Annotated in this window: 22 protein-coding genes; 10 read left to right on the top strand and 12 right to left on the bottom strand. The window is 64.9% G+C overall.

From position 1 onward, the window contains the following. Window positions 1-45 precede the first annotated feature (45 nt). A complete protein-coding gene (locus NX02_RS08535; protein WP_245648805.1) occupies window positions 46-1,731 on the top strand; it encodes an MFS transporter in 1,686 nt (561 codons plus the stop codon). A 37-nt stretch (window positions 1,732-1,768) separates the two neighbouring features. On the opposite strand, the gene NX02_RS08540 is transcribed toward NX02_RS08535, so the two are convergent. The 5 genes from NX02_RS08540 to NX02_RS08560 form a co-directional block, all read right to left on the bottom strand. Beyond that, a complete protein-coding gene (locus NX02_RS08540) occupies window positions 1,769-2,779 on the bottom strand; it encodes a 2-hydroxyacid dehydrogenase (protein ID WP_025291779.1) in 1,011 nt (336 codons plus the stop codon). Window positions 2,780-2,784: 5 nt separating this feature from the next. Then, window positions 2,785-4,290 (bottom strand): hypothetical protein, encoded by a 1,506-nt coding sequence (locus tag NX02_RS08545; protein WP_025291780.1) that lies wholly within the window; start codon window positions 4,288-4,290, stop codon window positions 2,785-2,787. 61 nt (window positions 4,291-4,351) lie between these two features. Then, the gene (locus NX02_RS08550; protein ID WP_025291781.1) at window positions 4,352-5,872 is read right to left on the bottom strand and encodes a S1 family peptidase; all 1,521 of its coding nucleotides are present in this window, start codon (window positions 5,870-5,872) and stop codon (window positions 4,352-4,354) included. A gap of 52 nt (window positions 5,873-5,924) precedes the next feature. Beyond that, the gene (locus tag NX02_RS08555) at window positions 5,925-7,475 is read right to left on the bottom strand and encodes a M1 aminopeptidase family protein (protein WP_025291782.1); all 1,551 of its coding nucleotides are present in this window, start codon (window positions 7,473-7,475) and stop codon (window positions 5,925-5,927) included. Between the two features lie 80 nt (window positions 7,476-7,555). After that, window positions 7,556-9,724, bottom strand: a complete 2,169-nt coding sequence (locus NX02_RS08560) for a primosomal protein N' (RefSeq protein ID WP_025291783.1) — start codon at window positions 9,722-9,724, stop codon at window positions 7,556-7,558. 282 nt (window positions 9,725-10,006) lie between these two features. On the opposite strand from NX02_RS08560, the gene NX02_RS08565 reads away from it, so the two are divergent. Then, window positions 10,007-11,338, top strand: coding sequence for a PQQ-dependent sugar dehydrogenase (locus tag NX02_RS08565; RefSeq protein WP_084717652.1), 1,332 nt, complete (start codon window positions 10,007-10,009; stop codon window positions 11,336-11,338). 56 nt (window positions 11,339-11,394) lie between these two features. Here NX02_RS08565 and NX02_RS08570 read toward each other — a convergent pair whose 3' ends face one another. Further along, complete coding sequence (locus NX02_RS08570) at window positions 11,395-11,817, bottom strand: organic hydroperoxide resistance protein (RefSeq protein WP_025291785.1); 423 nt, start codon at window positions 11,815-11,817, stop codon at window positions 11,395-11,397. 211 nt (window positions 11,818-12,028) lie between these two features. On the opposite strand from NX02_RS08570, the gene fsa reads away from it, so the two are divergent. Further along, window positions 12,029-12,682, top strand: a complete 654-nt coding sequence (fsa, locus tag NX02_RS08575; protein ID WP_025291786.1) for a fructose-6-phosphate aldolase — start codon at window positions 12,029-12,031, stop codon at window positions 12,680-12,682. A gap of 65 nt (window positions 12,683-12,747) precedes the next feature. Here fsa and NX02_RS08580 read toward each other — a convergent pair whose 3' ends face one another. Then, window positions 12,748-13,410, bottom strand: coding sequence for an RBBP9/YdeN family alpha/beta hydrolase (locus tag NX02_RS08580; RefSeq protein ID WP_025291787.1), 663 nt, complete (start codon window positions 13,408-13,410; stop codon window positions 12,748-12,750). 237 nt (window positions 13,411-13,647) lie between these two features. Between NX02_RS08580 and NX02_RS08585 the strand changes: the two genes are divergently transcribed. The 6 genes from NX02_RS08585 to NX02_RS08610 all read left to right on the top strand — a co-directional run bounded on the left by NX02_RS08585 (window position 13,648) and on the right by NX02_RS08610 (window position 19,349). Beyond that, on the top strand, window positions 13,648-14,385 hold the full coding sequence (locus NX02_RS08585) for a TlyA family RNA methyltransferase (protein WP_025291788.1): 738 nt from the start codon (window positions 13,648-13,650) through the stop codon (window positions 14,383-14,385). Between the two features lie 61 nt (window positions 14,386-14,446). After that, on the top strand, window positions 14,447-14,974 hold the full coding sequence (locus NX02_RS08590) for a TspO/MBR family protein (RefSeq protein WP_025291789.1): 528 nt from the start codon (window positions 14,447-14,449) through the stop codon (window positions 14,972-14,974). Window positions 14,975-15,003: 29 nt separating this feature from the next. Then, window positions 15,004-15,315 carry an accessory factor UbiK family protein gene (locus NX02_RS08595; protein ID WP_025291790.1) on the top strand — a complete coding sequence of 104 codons (312 nt, stop codon included), beginning with the start codon at window positions 15,004-15,006 and terminating at the stop codon, window positions 15,313-15,315. A gap of 112 nt (window positions 15,316-15,427) precedes the next feature. Continuing rightward, on the top strand, window positions 15,428-15,937 hold the full coding sequence (locus NX02_RS08600) for a type III secretion system chaperone family protein (protein ID WP_025291791.1): 510 nt from the start codon (window positions 15,428-15,430) through the stop codon (window positions 15,935-15,937). 43 nt (window positions 15,938-15,980) lie between these two features. Next, window positions 15,981-16,769 carry a pyrroline-5-carboxylate reductase family protein gene (locus NX02_RS08605; RefSeq protein ID WP_025291792.1) on the top strand — a complete coding sequence of 263 codons (789 nt, stop codon included), beginning with the start codon at window positions 15,981-15,983 and terminating at the stop codon, window positions 16,767-16,769. 1,389 nt (window positions 16,770-18,158) lie between these two features. Next, window positions 18,159-19,349 (top strand): aspartyl protease family protein, encoded by a 1,191-nt coding sequence (locus tag NX02_RS08610; RefSeq protein WP_025291793.1) that lies wholly within the window; start codon window positions 18,159-18,161, stop codon window positions 19,347-19,349. Between the two features lie 184 nt (window positions 19,350-19,533). Here the strand turns inward: NX02_RS08610 and NX02_RS08615 are convergent, their stop codons facing one another. Then, window positions 19,534-20,205, bottom strand: a complete 672-nt coding sequence (locus tag NX02_RS08615) for an NAD(P)H-dependent oxidoreductase (protein WP_025291794.1) — start codon at window positions 20,203-20,205, stop codon at window positions 19,534-19,536. Between the two features lie 364 nt (window positions 20,206-20,569). Between NX02_RS08615 and NX02_RS08620 the strand changes: the two genes are divergently transcribed. Continuing rightward, on the top strand, window positions 20,570-21,319 hold the full coding sequence (locus NX02_RS08620; protein WP_047099977.1) for a Crp/Fnr family transcriptional regulator: 750 nt from the start codon (window positions 20,570-20,572) through the stop codon (window positions 21,317-21,319). A 15-nt stretch (window positions 21,320-21,334) separates the two neighbouring features. Here the strand turns inward: NX02_RS08620 and NX02_RS08625 are convergent, their stop codons facing one another. From NX02_RS08625 to NX02_RS08640, 4 genes are all read right to left on the bottom strand, one after another. Beyond that, on the bottom strand, window positions 21,335-21,814 hold the full coding sequence (locus tag NX02_RS08625) for a hypothetical protein (RefSeq protein ID WP_158013963.1): 480 nt from the start codon (window positions 21,812-21,814) through the stop codon (window positions 21,335-21,337). Window positions 21,815-21,859: 45 nt separating this feature from the next. After that, a complete protein-coding gene (locus NX02_RS08630) occupies window positions 21,860-22,519 on the bottom strand; it encodes an OmpW/AlkL family protein (protein ID WP_025291797.1) in 660 nt (219 codons plus the stop codon). Between the two features lie 645 nt (window positions 22,520-23,164). Further along, a complete protein-coding gene (locus tag NX02_RS08635) occupies window positions 23,165-23,965 on the bottom strand; it encodes a universal stress protein (protein ID WP_025291798.1) in 801 nt (266 codons plus the stop codon). A gap of 158 nt (window positions 23,966-24,123) precedes the next feature. Continuing rightward, a complete protein-coding gene (locus tag NX02_RS08640; RefSeq protein WP_025291799.1) occupies window positions 24,124-25,401 on the bottom strand; it encodes an MgtC/SapB family protein in 1,278 nt (425 codons plus the stop codon). Window positions 25,402-25,442: the final 41 nt, after the last annotated feature.

The following is a 25,442-nucleotide window of genomic DNA, read 5'->3' on the forward strand; positions in this document are numbered from 1 at the left end:
CCGCAACAGACCTGACCGATGGGCCAGGGCACAGAGGAGAGATGCGTGGCGACTGTCGACGAAAGCCTGGCGAACAAGGATGGCGAGCCGCGCCATCATGCCGCGACGCAAAACGAGAAACTGGTCATCGCCGCCTCGTCGTTGGGCACCGTGTTCGAATGGTATGATTTCTACCTCTACGGCCTCCTCGCCACCCACATCTCCGCGCAGTTCTTTTCAGGCGTCGACGAGACCACCGCCTTCATCTTCGCACTCGCCGCGTTTGCCGCAGGCTTCGCGGTGCGGCCGTTCGGTGCGCTGGTGTTCGGGCGGATCGGCGATCTGGTCGGGCGCAAGAACACATTCCTCGTGACCATGGCGATCATGGGGCTTTCCACCTTCGCGGTCGGCCTGTTGCCGGCTTACGGAACGATCGGCGTCGCCGCGCCGATCATCCTGGTGATCATGCGGTTGGCGCAGGGGCTGGCGCTGGGCGGTGAATATGGCGGTGCCGCGACCTACGTCGCCGAGCATGCACCCAACAACAAGCGGGGTCTCTACACGAGCTGGATCCAGACCACCGCCACCTTCGGCCTGTTCGCGGCGCTGCTGGTGGTGATCGGCTTCCGCTTCGCGGTGGGGGAGGAGGCGTTCGCGGCCTGGGGCTGGCGTCTGCCTTTCCTCGTGTCGATCCTGCTGCTCGGCGTTTCGATGTGGATTCGGCTGCAGCTCAACGAAAGCCCGGTTTTCCAGAAGATGAAGGATGAGGGCACCACGTCCAAGGCGCCGCTCACCGAGGCGTTCGGCCAGTGGCGCAACCTGCGCTGGGTGCTGATCGCGCTGTTCGGCGCGGTCGCGGGGCAGGCGGTGGTCTGGTACGCGGGCCAGTTCTACGCCCTGTTCTTCCTCGAAAAGACGCTGCGTCTGGATGGCGCCACCGCCAACATCCTCGTCGCGGTCGCGCTGGCGCTGGCGACGCCCTTCTTCGTGCTGTTCGGCTGGCTGTCGGACAAGATCGGCCGCAAGCCGATCATCCTCACCGGCTGCGCGCTGGCGGCGCTTGCCTATTTCCCGCTGTTCGGCGCACTGACCGACGCCGTCAACCCGGCGCTGGCGCGGGCGCAGGCATTGGCGCCCGTCACCATCGTCGCCAATGCCGATGAATGTGCTTTCCAGTTCGATCCGGTCGGCAAGAACAAGTTCGAAGGCTCGAGCTGCGACATCGCCAAGGCCTTCATGGCGAAGACCGGCATCAGCTATGCCAACCAGCCGGCGCCCGCGGGCGAACCGGCGACGGTGCGGGTGGGGACGACCCCGTTCACGGTGCCCACGCCGGCGGGCCTCTCTCCCGAGGCGCGCAGGGCGGCGATCGCCGATTTCCAGACACGGCTGGGGGAGGCGCTGGCGGCGGTCGGCTACCCGCCCGCCGCCGACCCGGCGCAGATCGACCGGGTGAAGGCGATCGCTGTGCTCTGGGCGCTCGCGATGCTGGTGACGATGGTCTACGGCCCGATCGCGGCGATGCTGGTCGAACTCTTCCCCAGCCGCATCCGCTACACCGCGATGTCGCTGCCCTATCATATCGGCAATGGCTGGTTCGGCGGTTTCCTGCCGACCACCGCCTTCGCGATGGTCGCGGCGACCGGGGATATCTATTATGGCCTCTGGTATCCGGTGGTGATTGCCGCGGCGACGGTCGTGATCGGGCTCATCTTCCTGCCGGAGACGTTCCGGCGGGATATCGACCAGTAAGGAAATTCCCCTCCCGCAAGCGGGAGGGGAATGCCCGCTACGCCCGCAGCATCGCCGTGCCGACCGCATTCCTCAGCACCCGGCCCGCCGCGAAATCACTGACGTTTTCGAGGGTCGTCGCCGCAATCGCCTGCAGCGCCTCCTCGGTCAGAAATGCCTGGTGCCCGGTGATCAGCACATTGGGAAAGGTCAGCAGCCGCTGGAACACATCGTCCTGGACGATCTCGTTGGAAAGATCCTCGAAGAACAGGTCAGCCTCCTGCTCATAAACGTCGAGCGCGACGCCGCCGATGCGGCCGCTCTTGAGCCCGTCGATCAGCGCGGCCGTGTCGATCAGCGCGCCGCGGCTGGTGTTGACGAGAATCAGCCCGGGCTTTGCCCGCGCGATTGCCTCGGCGTCGACGATGTGGTGCGTCTCTGGGGTCAGCGGGCAGTGCAATGTGAGGATCTCGGCCGCGCCGATCACCTCGGCGGGCGAGCGATACGCGACGCCGATCGCCACGAGCTCCGGATCCTCGACGACGTCCGCCGCGAGCACGCGGCAGCCGAAACCGAGCCGCAGCGTGCGGGCGACCAGCGCGCCGATCCGGCCGGTGCCGATCACCCCGGCGGTGCGGCCGTGAAGATTGCGCCCGATCAGCCCGTCCAGCGCGAAATTATTGTCGCGTACCCGTGCCCAGGCGCGGGGGATGTGGCGGTCCAGCGCGAGCAGCAGTGCGATGGTGAATTCCGAAACCGCATGCGGCGAGTAAGCGGGCACGCGCGCAACCGCGATATCCAGTCGCTCGGCGGTCCGCAGATCGACATTGTTGAAGCCGGCGCAGCGCAACGCGACCAGCTTGGTGCCGCCTCGCGCCAACCGCGCGAGCACGTCCGCGTCGAGGCGGTCGTTGACGAAGGCGCAGACCGCCGGAAATCCGTCGGCGAGCGTGGCCGTGGCGGAGTCGAGCCGTGGTTCGAAGAACGTCAGGTCATGGCTGTGCGCGGCATTTGCGGCGGTCAGGAACTGACGATCATAGGGTTTCGTGCCGAAGATCGCGACGTGCATGATGATCAATCCTCATCGGCGCCCGGGGTTTCGGAAGGGGGATCGGGTACCGGCTGGCGCGCGCGCAGCGCCTCGATCATCCGCGCCGCATCCTCGGAGGCGTTTCCGCCATGCGGATTGTTCGCGAGCGGCTGGAGCAAGGTGATTGCGGCGTCGGGCTTGCTCGCGCGCGCCAGCAGCCGCGCGTAGGTGAAGCGCACGCCGACATGCTGCGGCAGCAGTTGATAAGCGCGCGCGAGGCCCTGTTTCGCGGTTGCCGACGGTTCCAGGCCGAGCCGGGTATAGATGCGGAAATTCTCGTAGAGCGGCAGCGGATCGTTGGGCGCCGCGCGGTTGGCGCGGATGATGTCGGCGCGTGCCGCCTTCCACGCCTCGGTGTCGCGGTTGCCCGCCTTCTGCAGCCGTGCGGCCTCGGCCAGCGCGCGCCAAAGCGCGGCGCGGCCCAGATCGGGATCGAGCGCGAGTGCCTTGTCCGCCGCGGCCTTGGCAGCGTCGTGCTCGCCCAGCAGCAGCCGCGCCTGCGCGAGCATCGCGAAAGTCTCGGCGTTGTCTGGAAACTGCGCCGCCGCCCGTTCGAGCTCGGTCGCAAGGGCAAGCCGGCGTTCGCGGGGTACGCCACGCATCAGCGCGATGCGCTCGCGGATCGTCTGCTGGCCTGCGGCATCGAGCGCCGTCACCGTCGCGGCGCCCCGATAGACGAAGGGCTGCGCGATGTGGAAATAGTTGAGCCGCGATTGCTCCCGGTAGCGATCATAGTCGTTCTGCAGCTGGTCCAGCGGCCCGAACGCCTCTGTGGCGGCATCGCGATTGGGCCGTCCTCCGGCAAGCAGATCGAGATAGCGCGACAATTGGCCGGGGCGTTCGCCGCTGACCGACAGGTAATGCGTCAGCATCCAGCCTTCGGCGTAGAGTGCGCTGGTCTGCGGCCCCTTCAGCGTCCCGCGATTGGCGGTCAGCAGTCGTTCGAGCGGCATTTGCGGGCCGTTGCGCGCGGCCATCCAGCGTGCGGCCGGCGGTGTGCCCAGGCTCGCGAAATCCTGCTTGTCGAAGCTTGCGGTGGAAAGGAAGTCCGCGAAGCCCTCGACATACCAGATCGGGTAGGTCGAGGGAAAATACTGCATCATCAGATGATGCGCATATTCGTGGCGCAGCACGATCTCGCCGGTCTGGATCGAACCGGTGGCGCGGGGCACCACCGCCAGCGCGCCGCCCGCGGCGGGCACATAGAAGCCGCCGACATTGCCCGAATTGTCGCCGAACACGGCACGCACCTGGCCGTCGGTATCCAGCGCGAACACCGTCAGCTTCATGCCAGGTTCGCGATCTCCCAACGCGAACACGTGGCGCGCCAGCATGTCGAAGCGCTCAAGCTCCAGCGCATAGTCCCGCGCCTTGTCCGGACGGGTATCGGCATAGACGGTGAAATGCTCGGTATCGACACGCTGCCAATCGGCGCGGGCGGGCACACTTGCCGTGGCCAGCAGGGCAAAAATCAGTCGGATCAAGCGCATGACTTCGCTCCCGTCAGTCCGCAGGGCTATCGCCCGTCGTCGCGCCGGGCAAGGCCGGATGTCAGGGCGCGACGAGCTTTCCACATTGATAGACCAGGCTCTCGTTCGCCTGCGGCGGCAACGACGTGCGGATTGCCGCCTGCATTTCCGCCACCGTTCGCAGCACCTCCGGATCGGTGGTGCAACCCGTCTGATCATAGCGGCGGCGAATCTCACGCACCGATTCCATGTCGGCGGCGTTCAGCAGGTAACGGTCCGAGCGGAAACGGCCTTTGGCGGGCTCGAAGCTCTGCACGGTGACCGTGGCGTCGTTCTCTGGAACCAGCGCTCGACTCCAGATGCCGCTCGCGATCTCGCCATATTGGGTCTTGCCGTTGACGCAGCCGGTGGCGGTCCACTCGAACGGCAGGTCATCGGTGGCGGAAACGGTGATGCGGCTGCGATCGCTGACCACACGGCAGATATTCTTGCCGATCGCATCATAGCCCTCGGCAACAACCTTCTTTTCCGGCGGCATGCGATCGTCGACCTCGTCGAACTTGGGCCGGTTGAGGAAGATGAGCAGTGCGCCCGCGAGCAGCAGCATGCTGACGACGATCGCGCCGATGCCCGGGTTGCGGCGCTGCTGGCTGAGCGCGAGACCGCCGCCGGCCAGCGCCAGCACGCCGAGCGCGAGGAGCACAGCCGCGACCGCGATGGCGTTCTCGCGCTCGGTTGCGATTTCGCGCTCGATGCGTTCGCGTTCGGCGGCGCGCGCAGCCTTGGCGTCCTCGGCCATGCGGCGCTGCGCCTCGGCGTCGCTCGCATCGCTTGCGGCTGCGCGACGTTCGAGTTCGGCCTGTTCCGCGGCGGAGAGGCAGCGCACCGGCGTCGTGCGCGCCTCGACTTGGGCGCCCTTGAGGAACGCGGTCAGTTCGCGGCCGCTGGCGGCGAAACCGAACTCGGCATCGACGCCGTCGGATGCGCTCAGATAGGAATTGACCCCGACGATGCGGCCGCACTCGTCGAGCAGCGGCCCGCCGCTGCTGCCGCGCGCGATCGCAGCGGTGTGCAGGATGGTGTCATAATCCTTGCTGCTGCGTCCTTGCGAGATCAGGCCCTGCGTGCGCACCGGCGCGGTCGGGCGGATCAGGTCATCGGCGTTGCGGCCTTCCGCGCGGTCGACATTGCTGGGATAGCCGATCGCATAGACCGGTTCCGAACCTTCGGGCGGCAATGTCGCGATCGTGCCGGGCGCCAGCTGTCCGCCATCCAGGTCGACCAGCGCGAGATCGACGCGCTGAGAATAGGTGGCAACCTTGCCGACGAAGCCTTCCTTGCCGTCATAGGGCACAACGAAGATCAGCATCTCGGGATCGTCGAGCGCTTGTTCGACGACATGGAGGTTGGTGACGATCTGCCGCGGCCCGACCGCGAAACCGCTGCCATGGCCGCGATAGAAATAGTCGTTGCCGTCGGTCGCGACCACCACGACGCGCACCACGCTGCGCTCGGCCGCGCTGATGTCGCGGCTTTGCGCGTGCAGGGGCCCGGCCAGCAGCGCGACGACCATCATCAGCCCGGCGATGAACGCGTGCTTCACCTGTATCCCCCATGTGCGACCCATGGCGTGCCCCATATCGTGGAGGCACGCCTTAGGAAATATCTGGATGCGTGCGTTTGCCGCGATACGCCTTTTCGCCCTCCGCGGGCACCTGCTTATTGTCATCAGGCGTGCTGTCCATCGCGGCGAGGGCTGCCTTGCCGTCCATCGCGTCGAGGGCCCTCATCACCGACATCGCCCAGTCGCGCTGCGCTGCGCCCTGTTCGGCACTGTAGGCGATTGGGGCGATCGCCACTCGCGCTTCGGCAAGCTTCTGCTGCCCGATCAGCAGCCGCGTCGCCAGGATCCGAAGGCCATAGTCGAACGGCGCCAGCGCATGCGCATAGAGCAGGCCGGATTCGGCGTTCGCAGTGACCGGCTGGCCGGCGGCGCCGAAGCTCTGATAATAGAGGATCAGCGGCCAGGCATATTCGGGATCGATGCGGTTCGCGGCGAGGTACCAACGGCGCACCTCCCGCCAGTCCGTATCCTTCGTATCCGCCTTCGCGAGCAGCCGCGCCTGCGCCGAAAGCCCCTTGTAGATCATCGCGTGGATAGATTTTGGGTCGGCGCGCAGCGCCCGATCCGCCGCGGCCTCTGCCGCTGCATGATTGCCCGCATCATATTCTGCCTCGGCCAGCACATTCTGCGCGCCGGCATCGTCGGGATAGGCGGCTGCGGCCTTGCGGGCCTCGGCCGCGACCAGCGGGGCTGTTTTCTCGCTCACCCCGCGCGTCGATCGGATGCTGACCTCCATTGTCGCGGCTTCGCCGGGCGTCAGCGGCCGGACGGCGACCGCGCCGGGATCGAGCCCCGATTTGATGCCCAGCGCCGGCAATTTGCGCTGCCGGATGTAGCGGTTCAGGGCTTGGTCGAACGCGCGTGAATCGCCGAATACCGCGCTGGCCGTATCTGCATCGGTGCCGCTGTTGATCGCGTTCAGATAGGTCCGCAACAGCTTCGCGCGTTCCGGCTCCATCGCCAGATAATGAATCGCCAGCCAGCCGCGGGCGTACAGCGCGGCCGTCTGTTCATCGCTCAGCCGGCCGGGATTGAGCTTGAGCATCGTCCGGGCGGGCAGGATCGATGCGTCGAGCATGCCCCAGGCGCGATAGCGCGGCGCCGTGCCCAGCACCAGCTTGCCGTCGTCCTCGAACGTGGCTGTCGCGTAGAACTCCGCGAACCCTTCCGAAAACCAGAGTGGCACGACGGTGTTGCCCCAACTCTGATACATGAAATGATGCGCGTATTCGTGCAGCAGGACCGTCTGCGCGTTCAGCGAATATCTGCCCGTATCGGCGCGGCGGGGGACGAAGGCGACGCTTCCCGACGCGCGGTTCTCCATGAAGCCGGCAACGCTGCGGATACCCGCCAGCCGCCGGATGTCGCCCATATCGTCGACGATGTAGATGGTGACGCGGCTCGACGCACTGGCCGGGATCTTCGGCGCCGATGTCACCAGCCGCAGCGCACTGTCAAATTGTTCGAGGCGTGCGGCAAAGTTGCGAATATTCTCCGAGCTGTCGTTCGAATAGATGATGAAATGATCGCTGCTCGCCTCATGCCAGGCGGCAGAGGCGGTTTGCGGCAGGAACAGAAACATCAAGAATGACAGGACACGCAGCACGACGAAACACCCCCATTTCGTAGATGGCGAAAGCCTATCCGCGCTGCGATGCCGGATCAAACGAAACTATAGGGGTCCACATCGACCGAAACCCGCACGCTGCGCGGCCATTCGAGCCCGCCCAGCCACTCGCGGATCGCCGATTGCACGTCGAGTGCGCGGACCGCGTGGACCAGCAGGCGCTGGCGGTGGCGGCCGCGCAGCATCGCCATCGGCGCGGGGGCGGGGCCATAGACCGCCATGCCTTCGATCCGTGGCGCGGTGCGGCCGATCAGGGTCGCGGTCTCGGCCGCCTGGCGCTGGTCCTCGGCGGAGATGATGATCGCGGCATAGCGCCCGAACGGCGGGGCGTTGGCATCGCGCCGCGCCTCGGTTTCCGCGGCGTAGAAGGCAGCGGCGTCGCCGGCGACCAGCGCCTTGATCACCGGATGGCTGGGGCCGTGCGTCTGGATCATGACATGCCCGGGCTTCTCGCCGCGGCCGGCGCGGCCCGCGACCTGCATGATCTGCTGGAAGGTCCGCTCCGCCGCGCGCAGGTCACCGCCGGCCAGCCCCAGATCGGCGTCGATCACGCCCACCAACGTGAGTTCGGGGAAATGATAGCCCTTGGTGATCAACTGGGTGCCGATGACGATGTCGATCTCGCGCGCTTCCATCCGCCCGACGAACTCGGCCGCCTTCGCCGGGGACCACATCGTGTCGGACGTGACCAGCGCGGTGCGCGCGTCGGGGAAGAGTTCCGCGACCTCGTCGGCGATGCGCTCCACGCCGGGGCCGCAAGCGACGAGGCTGTCCGCCTCGTGACATTCGGGGCATTCGGCGGGCGGCGGCATCACATGCCCGCAATGATGGCATTGCAGCCGGCGAATCAGCCGGTGTTCGACCATCCACGCGGTGCAATTGGGGCATTGGAAGCGGTGGCCGCAGGTGCGGCACAGGGTGAGCGGCGCATAGCCGCGGCGATTGAGGAACAGCAAGGCCTGCTCGCCGCGCGCGATCGTTTCTTCCATCGCCCTGACCAGCGGCGGCGCAATCCAGTGCTGGCGGCTCGGCGGATGCGCGGTCAGGTCGATCGCGGCGATATCGGGCAGGGTCGCGCCGCCGAAGCGATCGGGCAGTTTCAGTTCCCGATAGCGGCCGATGGCGACCTGATGGCGCGTCTCGATCGCCGGCGTCGCACTGGCGAGGATCACCGGGCAGCCTTCGAAATTGCCGCGCATCACCGCCACGTCACGCGCATGATAGGTGACGCCGTCTTCCTGCTTGAAACTGGTCTCGTGCGCCTCGTCGACCACGATCAGCCGCAGGTCGCGATAGGGCAGGAACAGCGCCGATCGCGCACCGACCGTCACCTTCGCCTCGCCGCTGGCGATCGCGCGCCACGCCCGGCGCCGCTGCGACTGGCGCAGTCCCGAATGCCAGGCGACGGGCTGGTGGCCGAAGCGCCCCTCGAAGCGGCGCAGGAAGGGTTCGGTCAGCGCGATTTCCGGCAGCAGGACCAGGGTCTGCCCACCCTCGTCGAGCGCGCGGGCGACCGCCTCGAAATAGACCTCGGTCTTGCCCGATCCGGTGACGCCGTCGAGCAGGAAGGTCTGGAAGCCGCGCGCGGAAACCGCCCCGGCGAGGGTTCCGGCAACCTGCGCCTGTTCGGCCGACAGCGTGGGGCGCGCGAAGGCCGGATCGGGGCGCGGATAGGGATCTTCAACCGAGACCTCGACCGCCTCGATCGCACCGGCCTTCACCAGCCCGCGGATGACAGCGTCGGAAACGTCGGCGATCGTCGCCAGTTCGCGTACCAGCCCCTGCCGCTCGCCGATCCGCTCCAGCGCCTGAGTGCGCATCGGCGTCATCCGATCGGGCACGCGACCGGTCAGGCGATATTCGGTGACGGTGCGGCTGGCATCGAGCGCGGAGGCAGAGGACAGCGCCATGCGCAGCACAGCGGCCGGCGGCGACAGATAATAGTCGGACGTCCACTCGATCAGCCGCCGCAGCGGCGCGCCCAGCGGCGGCAGATCATAGACGCCGAGCAGGGGCCGTAATCGATTGTCGCCCACTTCTGCGTCTGAGGGCATCCTCTCGGGCTCCCAGACCACGCCGGCAAGCTGGCGCGGCCCGAGCGGCGCGAGCACGATGCTGCCGGGTTCGACGGCATGTTCGCGATCCACGCGATAGTCGAGGGGGCCGAGGGCCGGGTTCAGCAACAGGACTCGCGCGCGCGCCATCGCCGCTAGTTAGGGATGGACGCGCTGGAAGAACATCCCTCTGTGCCGAGACCTGCACCAGCGCACTGGCCTGACAGGCGTCGACACGGAGATCCTAATCCTCACCGGCCCTGCAAAGGATGTGTTCGATCCGATGCCCGACGGCTTTTCAGATAATCCGTATCACCCCTGACTGAGCTGCCGTTGAGGCGTCCTTGACATTGCCGAGATCACAACGGCATGCCATGCCAAAATACGGAACATTCAACCAAATGGTGGAGGTGCGTGAATTGGGGGGGCGCTATGCTGGGACGTGAAGAGCCGTCACTCGGACATTCTCGCCTGCCAACGGCATTCCCGCTGAGTCGCTGGCGTCGACCATCACTGGCGCTCGCTCTTTCCTTCGCCGCGCTGCCCGCCGTGGCGCAGGTGCAGAACGGCCCCGGTATCGGCTCCAATCCTCAATTGCCGCCGCCGTATCAGACGAAGTCCGCGGTCAACACGCCGGACACCACGCCGTTTCCGAACGGTGGCGGGCCGGCCGCAGCAGCGGGGCTCGCCGTCAATCGGTTTGCGGATGGTCTGGATTCGCCGCGCAATGCCGTCGTGCTGCCAAATGGCGACGTCCTGGTGGCCGAGGCGCGGACCGAGCGGAAGAACGAGGATCCGACCTATCGCGATCAGGGCCGGAACCGCATCCTGCTGCTGCGCGACAGCGATGGCGATGGACGCGCCGATGTCCGCGAGGTGCTTATCGCCGGGCTGCAACAACCCTACGGCATGGCGCTGATCGGAGCGAAGCTGTATATCGCCAACGCCAATGGCGTGTTCTGGACGCCTTATGCGATCGGGACGACGCGGATCGCCGACGATGCGCCGCGGACCTGGATCACCCGGTTCGATCCGACCGGCTACAACAATCACTGGACCCGCAACCTGCTGTCCAGCCGCGATGGCAAGACGCTATACGTCGCCATCGGTTCGGCCAGCAACGCCGGCGAATATGGGATGGAGAAGGAAAAGCGCCGCGCGGCGATCCTCGCCATCGATCTGCAAACCGGGCGCGAGCGCATTTTTGCCGATGGCATCCGCAATCCGGTCGGCATGGCGCTGGAACCGGTCACGGGCAAGCTGTGGACGTCGGTGAACGAACGGGACGAACTGGGCGACGATCTCGTGCCCGACTACATCACATCGGTTCAGGAAGGCGGCTTCTATGGATGGCCCTACAGCTATTGGGGGAAGCATCCCGATCCGCGGCTGAAAGGCCAGCGCCCGGATCTGGTCGCGCGCGCGATCACGCCCGACTATGCCGTGGGCGCGCACGCCTCGGCGCTGGGCATCTCGTTCGGCGATCGGACGTCGTTGCCGCAGCCGTTCCGATCGGGAGCGTTCGTCGCCCGCCACGGATCGTGGAACCGGGCGCAACTGCTCGGCTATGATGTGGTGTTCGTTCCCTTCCGCGATGGGCGCCCCGCCGGCGACATGAAACCGGTTCTGACCGCCTTCACCGACGGCGTGCTGGTTCACGGCCGGCCGCGTGCTCTGGCAACCGCCAAGGATGGCGCGTTGCTGGTGGTGGACGACAAGGGCGGAGCCATCTGGCGCGTCGCCGCGGCGGCCGCTGCGCCATAAAAGGCTTCTCCCGCCGGAGCGGGAGAAGATCCGAAAATGGCGTGGGGAGCCCCGCGTCAGATCAGGCTGATGCGCACGTCCAGCCCGTTACGGGTGGCGTGGCTGTAGGGGCAGACGATGTGCGCCTGGTCGACGATCGCCTGCGCGGTCTCGTGGTCGATACCGGGCAGGCTGATCGCCAGCGCCACGTCGAGGCCGAAGCCCTGGCCATCGTCACGCGCGCCGATCCCGACGGTGGCGGTCACGGTGGAATCCTCCGAAACCTTCACCTTCTTCTGGCTCGCGACGAATTTCACGGCGCCGAGGAAACAGGCCGAATAACCCGCGGCGAAAAGCTGTTCGGGGTTGTTGCCCTCACCACCCGGGCCGCCCAATTCCTTGGGGGTGACCAGCGACACGGCGAGCGCGCCGTCCTTGGTGCTGGCGCTGCCGGTGCGGCCGCCGGTGGCCGTGGCTTCGGTGGAATAGAGAACCTTCATCGTCTGTCTCCTTGCTCGCCCCGCCGGTGGTTCCGTTGGCGGGCTGATGCAGCTTATATATCGTGCACGATATTATCGTTCAATAAAGTTTGAGTTGGCCACGCGAAACCTGAGCTTGGTAGCGTTCCCACAGCCGCGCAGCTAAGCGTTGGGCGTCAGCGTTCGCGCGCCTATAGAGGGCGCCGATTCGCACAGCCCAGAGGGGACGATCATGAAGTTCTTCGTCGACACCGCGGACACTGCCGAAATTGCCGAGCTCGCGGCAACCGGCCTGCTCGATGGCGTCACCACCAATCCGTCGCTGATCCACAAGTCGGGCCGCGACTTCCTGGAAGTGGTGAAGGAGATTTGCGGGATCGTCGACGGCCCGGTCTCGGCGGAAGTCGTCGCGCTCGATCACGAGACGATGATGAAGGAGGCCGAGATCCTCCGGAAGATCGCCGACAACGTCACCATCAAGGTGCCGCTGACGATCGATGGCCTCAAGACCTGCAAAGCGTTGAGCGGCGAGGGCACGATGGTGAACGTCACGCTCTGCTTCTCCGCCAACCAGGCGCTGCTGGCGGCCAAAGCGGGCGCGAGCTTCATCTCGCCCTTCGTCGGTCGCCATGACGATGTCGGCCTCGACGGCATGCAGCTCATCGCCGACATCCGGCTGATCTACGACAATTACGCGTTCGACACCGAGATCCTGGTCGCAAGCGTGCGCCACCCGATCCATGTGCTGGAATCGGCCAGGATCGGTGCAGACGTGATGACGGCGCCGCCTGCGGTCATCAAGGCGCTGTTCAACCACCCGCTGACCGACAAGGGCATCCAGGGCTTCATGGCGGACTGGGCCAAAACCGGCCAGAAGATCGGCTAATGACACGAAGCGCCGGGCGGCCCGATAACCGCCCGGCGCTCGGTACGAACCATGCTTGGCGCCGCTCAGCCAGCGGGTGAGCGCGTCCGGTCCGAATCGGGGCCGCGCAGCGCCTCGATGCCGCTGACCGCCTGGCCGTCGCGCGACCGGTGCGCCGCGCCCATCACGCGATCGAGCAGGCGCTGGCCGTCTGCCCAGAAGCCGATATCGCTGTCGGCATTGATATGGCCGAGCGCGCCGGCAGTCTCGAAATGACAGCCCCAATGCCGGGCCATGTCGAACGAGGCCTGGATCGACGCATAATGATCATCCTCGCTGGCCACGAGGATCGCGGGGAAGGGCAGGATCGCCGGCGCCATCGGCGCGAAATCCTTGATGCCGGGATGGACGCCCGCGCGCGTCACGTCCGGCGGCGCGACCAGCAGCGCGCCCGCGACCGGCCAGCCATAGGGCTGCCCGGAGAGCGCCGCCCACCAGGCGACGGCATGGCATCCCAGGCTGTGCGCCACCAGGATCACCGGGGTCGGCGAATTGCGGATGGCCTGGTCGAGCTTCGTCACCCAGCTGTTACGGTGGGGTGCATCCCATTGGCCGAGGTCGACGCGGCTGCAATCGTCGCGCGATTGTTCCCACAAGGTCTGCCAATGGCCTGGCCCAGAATTGCTCAGGCCCGGAACCGTCAGCACCAGCGGAGCCCGTCCGTCGAAGTCATGAGACAGTTGCGCCATCGCAGCCTCCTTACCTCGTCCCTGTTGCTCTTGCCGAAGGTTGCGGCCGCGCGCCGCTCTAGGGGGACGTCGCGCGGCCGCTGTCTTTCGACGATTTGAAGATAAAGTCTACTGTATAGATAGACAATAGGACGGCGATAAAAGGACGGTGCCGCGCGCCAGTCCGACTGCGGCGACAATGCGGCGGCGCTTTCGGGGGCGTGGCGGGCGCCAGCCCGAACGCGTATGGCGCAAGCGATGCCCAAGATTCGTGCCGATCAACTGCTGGTGGAGCGTGGCCTCGTCGAGTCGCGCGCGCGGGGTCAGGCGTTGATTCTCGCCGGGCTGGTGCTGACGGGCGACCGCAAGGTCGACAAGGCCGGCCAGATGCTCGCCGAGGATGCGCCGCTGAGCGTGAAGGGGCGGGATCATCCGTGGGTATCGCGTGGCGGGCTCAAGCTCGATCATGCGCTGACCCATTTCGGGATCGATGTGACCGGCATGGTCGCGATCGACGTCGGCTCGTCGACCGGCGGCTTCACCGACGTGCTGCTGAGCCGCGGCGCAGCGCGCGTCTATGCAGTCGATTCGGGCACGAACCAGCTTGCCTGGAAGCTGCGGCAGGACGATCGCGTGATCGTCCATGAACAGACCAGCGCGCGCATCCTGACGGCGGAGCACATCCCCGAGCCAATCGACATCATCGTCTGCGATGCCAGCTTCATCGGCCTCGCCAAGGTGCTCGAACGTCCACTGTCGTTCGTGCGACCGGACGGGCGGCTGGTCGCACTGATCAAGCCGCAATTCGAGGCTGGCCGAGCCGAGGTTGGCAAGGGCGGTGTGGTCCGTGATCCTGCGGTGCATGCGCGCGTCTGCGGCGAAGTGGTCGAATGGCTGCAAACGAGCGGCTGGATGGTCGAGGGTGTCGTCGAAAGCCCGGTCACGGGCCCCGAGGGCAATGTCGAATTTCTCGTATCCGCGCGGCGCGCGGGCTGAACGGAACCAGCGCCGAAGCGGCGCCTTGCGTCTTGTGACTCCTTCGAAGGGCGGTTGGGTGATGAGTAGGACTCTCGGCAAGACGCTTCTGCTTACCGTGCCCTCGATCCTGTTGCTCGGCATAGGCTCGGGCTGGATCTCCAGAGCGAGCGAGAGCAATCGCTGGTATGCTGCGCTGGACAAGCCATGGTTCGTGCCGCCGGGCTGGGCTTTTCCCGTCGCCTGGACGACGCTCTATATCCTGATGGGGGTTGCGCTGGCGCTGGTGCTCGATGCCCGCGGCGCGCCGGGGCGGGGGCGTGCGATAGGTCTGTTCGCCACCCAGTTGCTGCTCAATCTCTCGTGGTCGCCCTTGTTCTTCGGGCTCCATCAGGTTCGGATCGCGCTGACGGTGTTGATCGCGATGGCGGTTATGGTGGCAATCACCATCACGCTGTTCCGCCGCATCCGGCCGCTCGCGGGCTGGTTGCTGCTCCCTTATCTGGCCTGGCTTTGTCTGGCTTCGGCGCTCAATTGGGAGATCGCGCGCCTCAATCCGGACGCGGAAACCCTTGTGCACGGGGAGCCGAGGGGCCAGATAACCCGCTGATGGGCATCGGCCCGATGGGAGTTTCTTGAATGCAGACCGAAAACCGGTTCTTCGACGATCTGGCCAAGCTGATGAACGGTGCCGCCGGCACGCTGGCCGGCATGGGGCGTGAGGCCGAGGCATCGGCCCGGCAGCGCGCGCGTGAATGGATCGGCGGGCTGGACTTCGTCAGCCGCGACGAGTTCGAGGCGGTGAAGGCAATGGCCGCCGCTGCCCGCGATGAGGTGGACGAACTTCGCACGCGCCTCGCGGTGCTCGAGGCGTCGCGTACGGGCGCACCCGCCGCCGCTGCGCCGGCGGATGTCGATCTGGGCAAGCCCACCTCCGACCCGGTGGATTGACCCCCTTCTTATCCACAGGATTTTCCACCGATCGGGAAATGCCGGCTTGCGCGCGCGCGGCTCTTTCGTAAGGGTCGGCGCGGGCGTGGCCATGCGCCCTGGAAAGGCATGAATGAACCTCGACGAGTTTGAAGGCGCGCGCGACGACGCCGCGCCCATCGACATGCTCGAAAGCTATTTCTCTGCCCATGGCTGGCAGCACGAGCGCGTCGGCGAAGATGAGATCGTCGCGCATGTGCAGGGAAGCTGGGCACAATATGAGCTTCGCTCGGTATGGCGCGAGGAGGATCATGTCCTCCAGTTCCTCGGATTTCCCGATATTCGCGTGACCGCCGATAAGCATGGCGTCATCTACGAAACGATCGGGCTGATCAACGAACAGCTCTGGCTGGGCCATTTCGAGATGTGGTCCTCTTCGGGCATCGTGCTGTTCCGGCACGCGGCTTTGATCGAAGGCAGCGACGACGTCTCGATCAGCCTCGAGCAGGCGGAAGCGCTGGTCGAAGCGGCGCTCGATGAATGCGAGCGCTTCTACCCGGTTTTCCAGTTCGTTCTGTGGGGCGGGAAGAGCCCGAAGGAAGCGATCGCAGCGGCGCTGATCGAAACGCGCGGCGAGGCCTGACGCGACGGCTGACAAGCCTTCCACGGGCGGCTAACGCCGTGCGATGTCTAACGATGCGATCTGGCTGCTCGGATGCGGCAACATGGCGGGCGCGATGCTTCTGCGCTGGCTGGAGACGGGGCTCGATGCACGCCGCGTGACGGTGATCCGGCCGAGCGGCAAGCCCGTGGCGCCCGGCGTGCGCGTGGTGACGGCAGTGCCGGCCGACGACCCGCCGCCGGCCGTGCTGCTGCTCGGCGTCAAGCCGCAGAAATTGGGCGAAGTCGCGGGAATGGCGGCCGGCCCCGAAACGACGTTGATCTCGATCCTCGCCGGAGCAACCGTGGCGAACCTGCGCGCGGCCTTCCCGGCCGCGGGCACCATCGTGCGGTCCATGCCCAACACCCCCGTCGCACTCGGCAAGGGGGCGGTGGCGCTGTACGCGCCGTCGCGTACGCCTGAGGCCGAGGCCGTAGCGGCGATGATGGCGCCGCTGGGGCTCGTCGAATGGGTTGAGGACGAGCCTATGCTCGATGCGGTGACGGCGCTGTCGGGTGCCGGCCCGGCCTTCCTGTTCCGCTTCATCGATGCGCTGGGCGCCGCCGGCGCCGACATTGGCCTGCCGCCCGAACAGGCGGCGCGGCTGGCGCTGGCGACGATAGACGGTGCCGCGGCGCTTGCAGTCGCGGCTGGCGAGTCACCCGCGATGCTCGCCGAACGCGTCGCGAGCCCAGGCGGAGCGACCCGCGCCGGCCTCAACATCCTCGACGGCGAAGCAGGTCTGGCGCCGCTCATCAGCCGCACGCTCGCCGCGGCACGGCAGCGCAGCGCCGAACTGGCGCGGGGCGGTTGAGACAGAAGGCCGTGCCCGGCTTGCGGGGCCGGGCGCGGCATGCCGCCGACCATCCCCGTTCACGGCGGCATGGAGTGTAGAGCGCTGCAGAGCGGATGCGACGATCGGCCTATTCGCCAATCGCAAGGGGGGCGTCCGGCAAGGCACGAAGCGCGGCTGCGGACTGTCTCAAAGCCATGGCTCCCATTTCAGGATACGTCTAAAACAATTTTGCTATTCGTATCGGATGAAGCAAGAAAAACCATATCACGGTATCGCGCTTCGGCAAGAACCTCTTCGATCTGGCAACCGGTTAAATCTGACGCATTTGCTTCCGATGCGCCTCTCTCGTCTCCACGGGAGCCGACACATGGAATCCGAAAGAGAGAGCGTGACCGTGCGGAGCGCATTAGACTTGCTGGCGGTCCGAAGCCTTCTTTGAGAGAGCGGGCTGTCGCTCTCGCTCGAGAAAAGGGTGAGGTTCGTACAAAGGACCTCACCGATATCGGCGTTCACCGCTGCTATCTTTCCCGTATGTGTGTCGAGGGATTGCTGGTGAAGGTCGGCTTCGGCCGATACCGGGCTGCGCGATCTAGGAAGAAGGTTGTGAAAGACTGACTTTTCTGCGTGAGCGGATGATCGGTCACGCATTTTTGCATACAATGCCACTGCTGAAGGGGGAATGTGATCATTCAATCAGCGTGATTGCTGTCACCTGAAACTCTGCCAGGCGGAGCAATTCCCTCTAACAATCTGATAGAGATACGAGGCGTGGCAGTTCAGCACTCCGAAGAGCGTGTGGCACATCCAGCCGCCGATTGATCCGATACCTGAATGCCCGATCGCGATTCAGCCCGCAACAGGGAGGGCACTGAAGTGCCGTTTCGGCAGAAGTTGGCGTAGGGAAGCAGAATCCGGACGTTAGGCGCACAGTCAGAGCCTGCTTTTCTCACTCTCCCGAAAGAATGGTCGCGTTCTGAGGCACCGACTCGGCCCGAATCGCCAGGTTGCCACGCGACGGATTGAGATTGCGGGCAGTGGGTCAGTTTGAATTCCGCCTGAGGCGGACCATCACGGTCGATCTGATGTGGAACGGCTAGGATCGGGTGGTTAGTTCTCGGTCGGCTTTCGTGTCGAGCGATGCCGAAAGCCGTCACTCACGCTGTGTAAAAACCGTTCCGGTTTCGACACCCGCAGCAACATGGCAGTTCACGCTCAATCATGAACATTCTATGCCGGATGCGTGAAGGCGGCGTTTCGAATCACTGCACCGACAAGCCGCCAAGCTGATGGCAACAGGCAGTCCTGATCGATCAGAAGACAAAAACGGCTCGTAAGCCGCTTGCGGGGAAATGGCCGGTACGTGATCAACCGTGTTGCGAATCCGACCATCTTCCATAAGCTTGCCGCATGAAATCCGCACTGCTGCTTCTGGCTGTCGCTTCGGCGGTCGCAATCGCCCAAGCGCCGGTTCATCAGGATGACGTCGCGCTCTACGAAAAGCACGACTGGTTCACCCTGCGGGACCGCATCACCGCTGGAACCGCAAAGGATTCGCTCGCGATTGGCGCCACCGCTGTGGCGTTCGGCGATGAGGCGAAGGCGCGGGCGCATCTGCAACCGCTGCTGGCGGGCAAACAGGCAGCTGAAGCGCATGGTTGGCTCAGCTATATGGACCTGCGCAAGGGGCATTACCGAGCGGCGGCGGCGCACATCGCGGCGACCGATCCGAGCAACCCCAATCCGCTCGCCGAGACGTTCCGCACGCTTCCCGATCAGATCACTGCCGCCATGGCGCCCGCGACGATCCGATATCGCATTTTCCAGCATAAGCTGTTCGTCCCCGCCGCGGTGAACGACAAGCCGGCCGAACTCATCGTCGATACCGACGCCAACCTGTCCTTCCTCAGCGAAACCGCAGCGAAGGAGATGGGCCTTACCGTCAGTGACAGCGCGGCGACTACCGCTAGGGCGCTCGGGGCAGGATCGCGCCTCAGGATCACGACTGCTGATGTGCGTATCGGCAAAGCGCATCTGCGCAACGTGGCCTTCATGGTGCTGCCCGACGATGCCAGTCTATTCGCTACGTTGGCCCCGCGGCAACAGGGCGCGCTCGGCCTTCCGGTCTTGCTCGGGTTGGAGCAGGTGAGCTGGGACCGCGACGGCAATTTCTGGATCGGCGTCGGACACGATCCCGCGCGCCCCTCATCTCCGCTCGGTTACGACGGCGCCGATCCCATCGTTCGCTTCTCTCATGAACATATGGCGCTGACCGGTGTGTTCGACACGGGCGCCGAGACGACCGACCTGTGGCCGCCCTTCGCCAAGTCTTTCGCGGTGCTGCTCGAGGAAAAAGGCGCGCCCGGAATGAAGCAGGTGCGCGGGTTTGGCGGCAACGGGCAAATCCCGGAGGTCGTCGTGCCGGAGATCAGCCTGGAACTCGGCGGCATGACTGTCCGGGCGGCGCCGGCGCACGTGTTGACCGTCAAGACGACCGCCAACAGCGATTGGCTCGCCGGGCGCATGGGACTTGACCTGCTGCGCCAGGCCGAGCGCGTCACGATCGATTTTCGCGCAAACAGGCTCCAACTGACGGAATAGACACGTCTCGCTACGGTCGAACGAACTCGGGCTACCAATTCCCGGATCGTATGCCGGGCTTTGCGACGGCGGCTCTCGGGATTGACAAACTCGCCTCGGCTATGACCGATTTGGGGCGGCAACGGAAATTCAAACTGACCCACTGCCCTCGATCCACTTAAATCGTGTACCAGGAACGCGTCGTTCAGCTTCCGTCCGAGATCGAAGGCGGAGCCGCCGCGCCATCTTGCTCCACGGCAAGCCTCGCGCAAATCTTGCGTGCCCGCTCGCGGACATCGAAAAGATGCTCGTCGATGATGCGTGTGGGCAAACCTTCGACGATACTGCCGATGTGAAGATAGTCAGCCGATTTCATCGAAAAGGCTCGGAAGAGATATCGGCTCGATAATTCCCTGAGCGAGTCCAACTGTCCTTGTTCGTCCAGCCATGCGTCGCGCGCGCCCGATGTCGTGATCGTGATCATATGCCCTGTGGTCAACGGGCCTTGTCCTGTGCGATCCTGCACCTGATGCGGCGTGACGCCCGCGCCGATCACGCGATCGACATAGCCCTTCATCATGGCGGGCGGCAGGCCAAACCAGATCGGATGAATGAGCGCCACAACGTCACAACCCTCGATGGCTTCGAGTTCGGCTCGCACATCAGGCGCGATCTCGAAACCACGCTTGTCGGGCCGCTCTTCGTTCTTGAGTACCGGATCGAACTTCATCGCATAGAGATCACGCAGGATTGCCTCTTGCCCGCATTCCCGAACTGTCTCGCAATAGGCGTGCGCGATGGCGGCGTTGAAGCTCTGTGGATCGGGATGGATGAGGATCGCCACATGTCGGGCATGCCCCTTTGCCGCGTCAGCCATCGAACGTCTCCTTCAGCTGTAATGCTACCCTACCGCACGATGGCTCGCCCTTGGGGAAATTACGCAACGATGGACATCACTGACGAAGCGGCCCGTTGCTGTCCCGCCAGAATGTGGCTCACAGCCCTATCGCCTCGGCGAGCAGAACGGCGTCGTGCGGCGCTGGCCTGGGCCTACAAGGTCATGTCGGCCCGTCTGACGACCGGGATCGTTTCCACGCATCGGGATTACTACTGATAGCAGGCTCATCGCCACGTGGTATTTCGCTTGGGTTCTCGGGTTTGACCTCGCGGTCGGCTTCCGAGATCGTAGCCGGCCCGAACCCTGGGCTCCCGCCGGCGTGGATGCGCGAGTGGGGACGAAGATGCTCGATAGCTGCACAATCTTGGCACGGCCTGATGACGAGGAGAGGTTTCCGACATCGGTCTGCACGGATTGCGCGGTTCGCCGGGATTCCCTGTGCGGAACGCTCACGGATGCCGAGCTTTCCCGACTGCACAGGCTTGGTCGCCGCCGCCGCTTACGTCGGGGCGAGGCTTTCGCCTGGGCGGGAGAGGAGAGCCGCGGTTGCGCGAATGTCCTTTCGGGCATCCTGAAAGTCAGCGCGTTGACCGCCGACGGCCGCGAACAGATTGTCGGCTTGCTCTATCCGTCGGACTTCGTGGGACAGCCCTTCGTGGGCAGCTTCGAATTCACGGTGACGGCGTTGGGAGACGCGGAAATCTGCACCTTTCGCAAGTCCGATTTCGAAGGGTTTCTGTCGACGCGAAACGGGATGACCCAGGCTCTCCTGTGCCGCACCTTCGATACGCTGAGCGATGCGCGCAGGCGCATGCTTCTACTCGGTCGTCAAAGCGCCAGCGAGAGGATCGCAGACTTTCTGCTCCAAACTTTCGAGAGGATCGGGGGCTGTAGCGCCAGCTCCAACGGACCGGTAACCTTCGATCTTCCTCTTTCCCGAGGCGCAATCGCCGATGTGCTGGGCCTCACCATCGAAACGGTCAGCCGGCAAATGACCAAGCTCAAGGTGGCCGGCGTGATTGCCCTGCCGGGCGGTCGCGCGGTGACGATACTCAAGCGCGACGCGCTCAGGCGAATGACCGACGCTGCCTGAATGATCGTGGCCGCGCTAGGCGCGACAGTGTCGGTCGAGGCTGTCGCGCAATAATGTTCGCGCCGCGGACGTAAGGCGCTGCTCCGCGAGCCCGAGGATCGCCAACTCCTCGAACGCCATATCGGCCCGGCACGCTTCGAAGAAGCAACGAAGCATATATCCCAATGTTGTTGCAGGCAGCGGAGAGGCGCCAGGCAGGAGAGCAGCGACGAGATCCTGCGCTTGCACAACCTGTGACACGCTGCGGCAGCGGATACGATCAAGGACCGCTTCGCCGTTCGGCATCGTCCGTGGGGCGAAAACGGTTTCCAAGAACCTGCGCTCTCGAGCTTCATGGGTGGGAAGCCGGTTCTCAAGCTCACGGCAAACCCAGGCCGCGTCATCTTCTTCCGGAAGGGTCGGCAGAGCGTCCGCAACCGATTCCAGCATGTCGCAAAGACAGGCAAGCTCGGCGTGGTCGATAAGCAGTGCGATCAGGTCAATCTCGTCGATCATGTACCAACCCATCGGTGGGACCAGGTTCGTGGCGGCTGGCATCGCTCAGAACCGCATCCCGATGCCGATACCAGGCACCAGAGGGTCAAGGTGGACACGCTCGCGGTTGATCAGACTGCCTGTCGTCAGACGGGCCGTGGTATCGATGTCGATATATTTGAGGTCAATATTGAGGAAAATGCCAGGGGTAATGTCGATATCGACGCCGGCCTGCAGGGCATAGCCGAAGCTGTCCTTCAGTTTCAGCTTCGTGTCACCAATGGCCGACTGGAGCGCATTGCTGGCGTTTTCAGAATAGAAGATCGTGTAGTTGACGCCCGCGCCGACATAGGGCCGGATATGTGCGCTGGGGGCAAAATGATATTGAAGCGTGAGCGTTGGCGGAAGCACCCAGGTTCGTCCTGCCTTGCCGAGTCCGTCAAGCGCGCCGCGTCCTTCGATGTGCTGCTTCGTCGTGGCCAGGATCAGTTCGGCGCCGATGTGCCTGGTCGCCATATAGGTGAAGTCCACTTCCGGCGCATAACTGTTTGTCACCGCCGTATGGGCGGTTGGAAAACTCGGAAGGATCGGGCCGGTCTTCTCGGTCGGCGTCACCCGGATCGCACGGGCACGGATGATCCAGCGCTTGTCTGCCTCTTCGGCATGGGCCGGGACCGCGAGCGCGGCAACAACTGCGCCAATCGATACAAGGACTGCCCTTTTCATGTCTATCTCCATGCCATGTCAGATATGGATTAGGAGACTTGCCGGCGCCGAACTTTGACCGAGCGCAAACATATGTGCGCGGATCGGAGTTGGTTCCATAGACCGGGTCGCATTGGTATCTCCGGACTACAGAGGCAGAAACTATGTGCTTTGGCGCGATAGATGTCGCGCAGGTTGCCGTGGATCCGCTCCGCTCTCTGGCGCACTGTTCGAAGCGCGCCTGATAGGATCTCTCAAATGGCGGTGTCGCGGCCGTTCTCGAACAGTACCGAGCCGCGTTGCAGCATGAACTCGCGCCGTCGAGACCGCTGGCTTGCGAGGACCGTGCCGTGATCTGGCTCTACCGAACAGGATTACTTCAAGGGGATGCGGAGGTTTGAGCTTCGTTTCCGCGATACGTACGAAAGGACGCCCCACCCGGTTGCCCGGAGGGGGCGAGTTCCGTTCGCGGGCGGGGAGGAGATAGCCCGCGTCCGGTATGGTGTTAGGCGTGGGTAGCGCTTCTCTCTTTGATCGTGGTCAAATTATTCACTGTGGGGCCGATATGCCCTTCAAGGAGTCAGAAGTAATTTGTGACTGCTTCCATGGCCACGGCGGCGCGAAGGATGACGGCAGTCGACCGTCGCACTTACGCGAACGGCCCCTTCAGTGCCCGAGTACCAGCGGCAGCTTGCTCTTGGTGAGCATCCGCTTCGTGACGCCGCCAAACGCTTCCAACAGTCTGCCATGACTATAGGCGCCCATCAGCACATAGTCGGCCTGGCGAAGGGCGGCCTCCTCGGCGATCAGCGCATCCGGCGCGTGAAGGCCGTCGTCGGCGATTCTGACGCTTGCGTGTACGCCATGGCGTGACAGATATTCGGCGGCTTCGGTCGGTTCGGTCTTCTCGGCGCCGTCGCGAGCCATGAAGATATGGACGTCGGATGCGAGTTGAAGAAGGGGCACGCAGGCGCGCATCGTGTCTGCCGCAGACGCCTGACCATCCCAAGCGATGAGCGCGCGACCGGCCGCGTTGAACCGTTCCAGGTTCTCGGGAACGGCGACGATGGGCTTGCGCGCGTGCATCACGATCCGGCTGGCGATCGTGCGCATATCGGGGAGGGGATAGGCGTCGAGCGTCCGATTGAGCACGATAAGATCCGCGAGCGTCGCCGCCTCTAGGACACAGCCGGCGATATCGCCAGTCGCGTCGGTCCAGTCCCAGCGAACATCTTCATGCGAGAGGCGCTCCGTCAGCGCAGCCCTGTTATTTGCCTCGGTCTCCCGCTCATCGGTCAGCATCACGGCTTCACCAAAGCCGGCATAGAGGTCGCCAGCGACCACCGGCGATTGCGTGACGTCGATACAGGTCAGATGGCCATCAAGCGCACGCGTCAGGTCGAGCGCTGTCTGCAGCCTGGCTTCCTGCCCATCGTCCTCGTGAACCAGCAAAAGAATGTTCTTCATAGTCGCCTCCATACTGATGGAGGGATTCTATTTGCGAAGCACGGCCTCAAATATGCGTGACTATACCTATGCGAGACGGTCACATGATGACTGCAGCGATCAGTGGATGGCTATTTCCTGACCGCGAAATTTGATGCTGGCGGACGCCCCACGATCGATCAGTGCAAGATGATGGGCAGCATCAGCAAGCTGGCTGCGACGCTCGCAATCAGGGCCATGGCGGCGGACCAGCCCCGATGTTTTCCGGCCAGGCTGACCGTGGCTCCGGCCTTGACGAGGGTGTTGAGAATGACCGGGGCGGCCAGAATGAGGCCCGCCGTTCGTCCGTCGAGCACGCCCTTTGGCAACCCACCCATCGTGATGATGGCGGAATCGACATCCACCATCCCCGACAAGGCGAGAACCGTGGCCAAGCCGGCGTCGCCAAACCGATCGAGTACCCAGCGCGACGCCAACGACAGAACCATCACCAGCGCCATGAGGCTGAGCGCCGGCGCAAGGTTGAACGGGTTGCGAACCGGAACTTCCTGGCTGGACGATGAGGGCAGTTGCGCCGCCGCCCGGAGATGCCAGCCCGTGGCGAGGGCGCTGATCAGCGCCGCGGGCGCGACCAGCAGCGCAAGCGCCGGTAGCGCGTAAGGCGCCAGCACGCCCACCAGCACCAGCACGCGGACCAGCATGACGACGGAGGCGGTGGTGATTCCCGCGATGAGAATAGGACCATTTTCCGCACCGTCGCGCAGGCGCGTCGCCAAGGCGGCGGTAACCGCCGTGGACGAGACCATGGCGCCGGCAGCTGCCGTCGCAAGTGTCCCGCGCGAGGCGCCGAGGCGCTTGCTGGCCACATAGCCGGCGAAGGAAAATCCCGACACGAGGACGACCACCATCCACAATTGCCGCGGATTCCAGGCATCGTAGGGACCATAAGCGCGGTCAGGCAGGAGTGGCAGGATGGCGAGCGAGATCAGTGCGAAACGGGCGATCGCGCTTACCTCGACCTCGCTTAGCCGCCCGATCCAACCGTGAAGCTGCGAACGGAGCGCAAGCACCAGCGTCATCACGACAGCGACGATCGTGGCGAGGCGTTCCTGCGGGGCGGTCGCGAGGAACCCGCAGCCGAGCGTCAGCAGCCCGGCAAGGCTCGCTGTTCCGCTGACCGGTCCGCCACGCCATGCCGCCTGCGCATATCCCATCAGGACCAGCATGGCCGCCGACGCGATCAGGATGATCGCCACGCCGGGCTCGATCGACCGAAGGGCGCCCGCGACGCCGCCGGCCAGCCCCAGCAGCCCGAAGGTCCGGATGCCCGCGAAGCGGGAGCCGGCCGGTTCATGGCGCAAGGTCCAGCCACGCTGGACGCCGATGAGCAGGCCAAGGGCCAGCGCCAGCGCGATGCCGGCTATGGTAGTAACACCCCCGGCCGCCGCAAAATCCATCTCAAACGCCGTCACTTATATCCTCGGTTCTGAATGCAACG

The organism is Sphingomonas sanxanigenens DSM 19645 = NX02 (genome assembly GCF_000512205.2).
Lineage (GTDB): Bacteria > Pseudomonadota > Alphaproteobacteria > Sphingomonadales > Sphingomonadaceae > Sphingomonas_D > Sphingomonas_D sanxanigenens.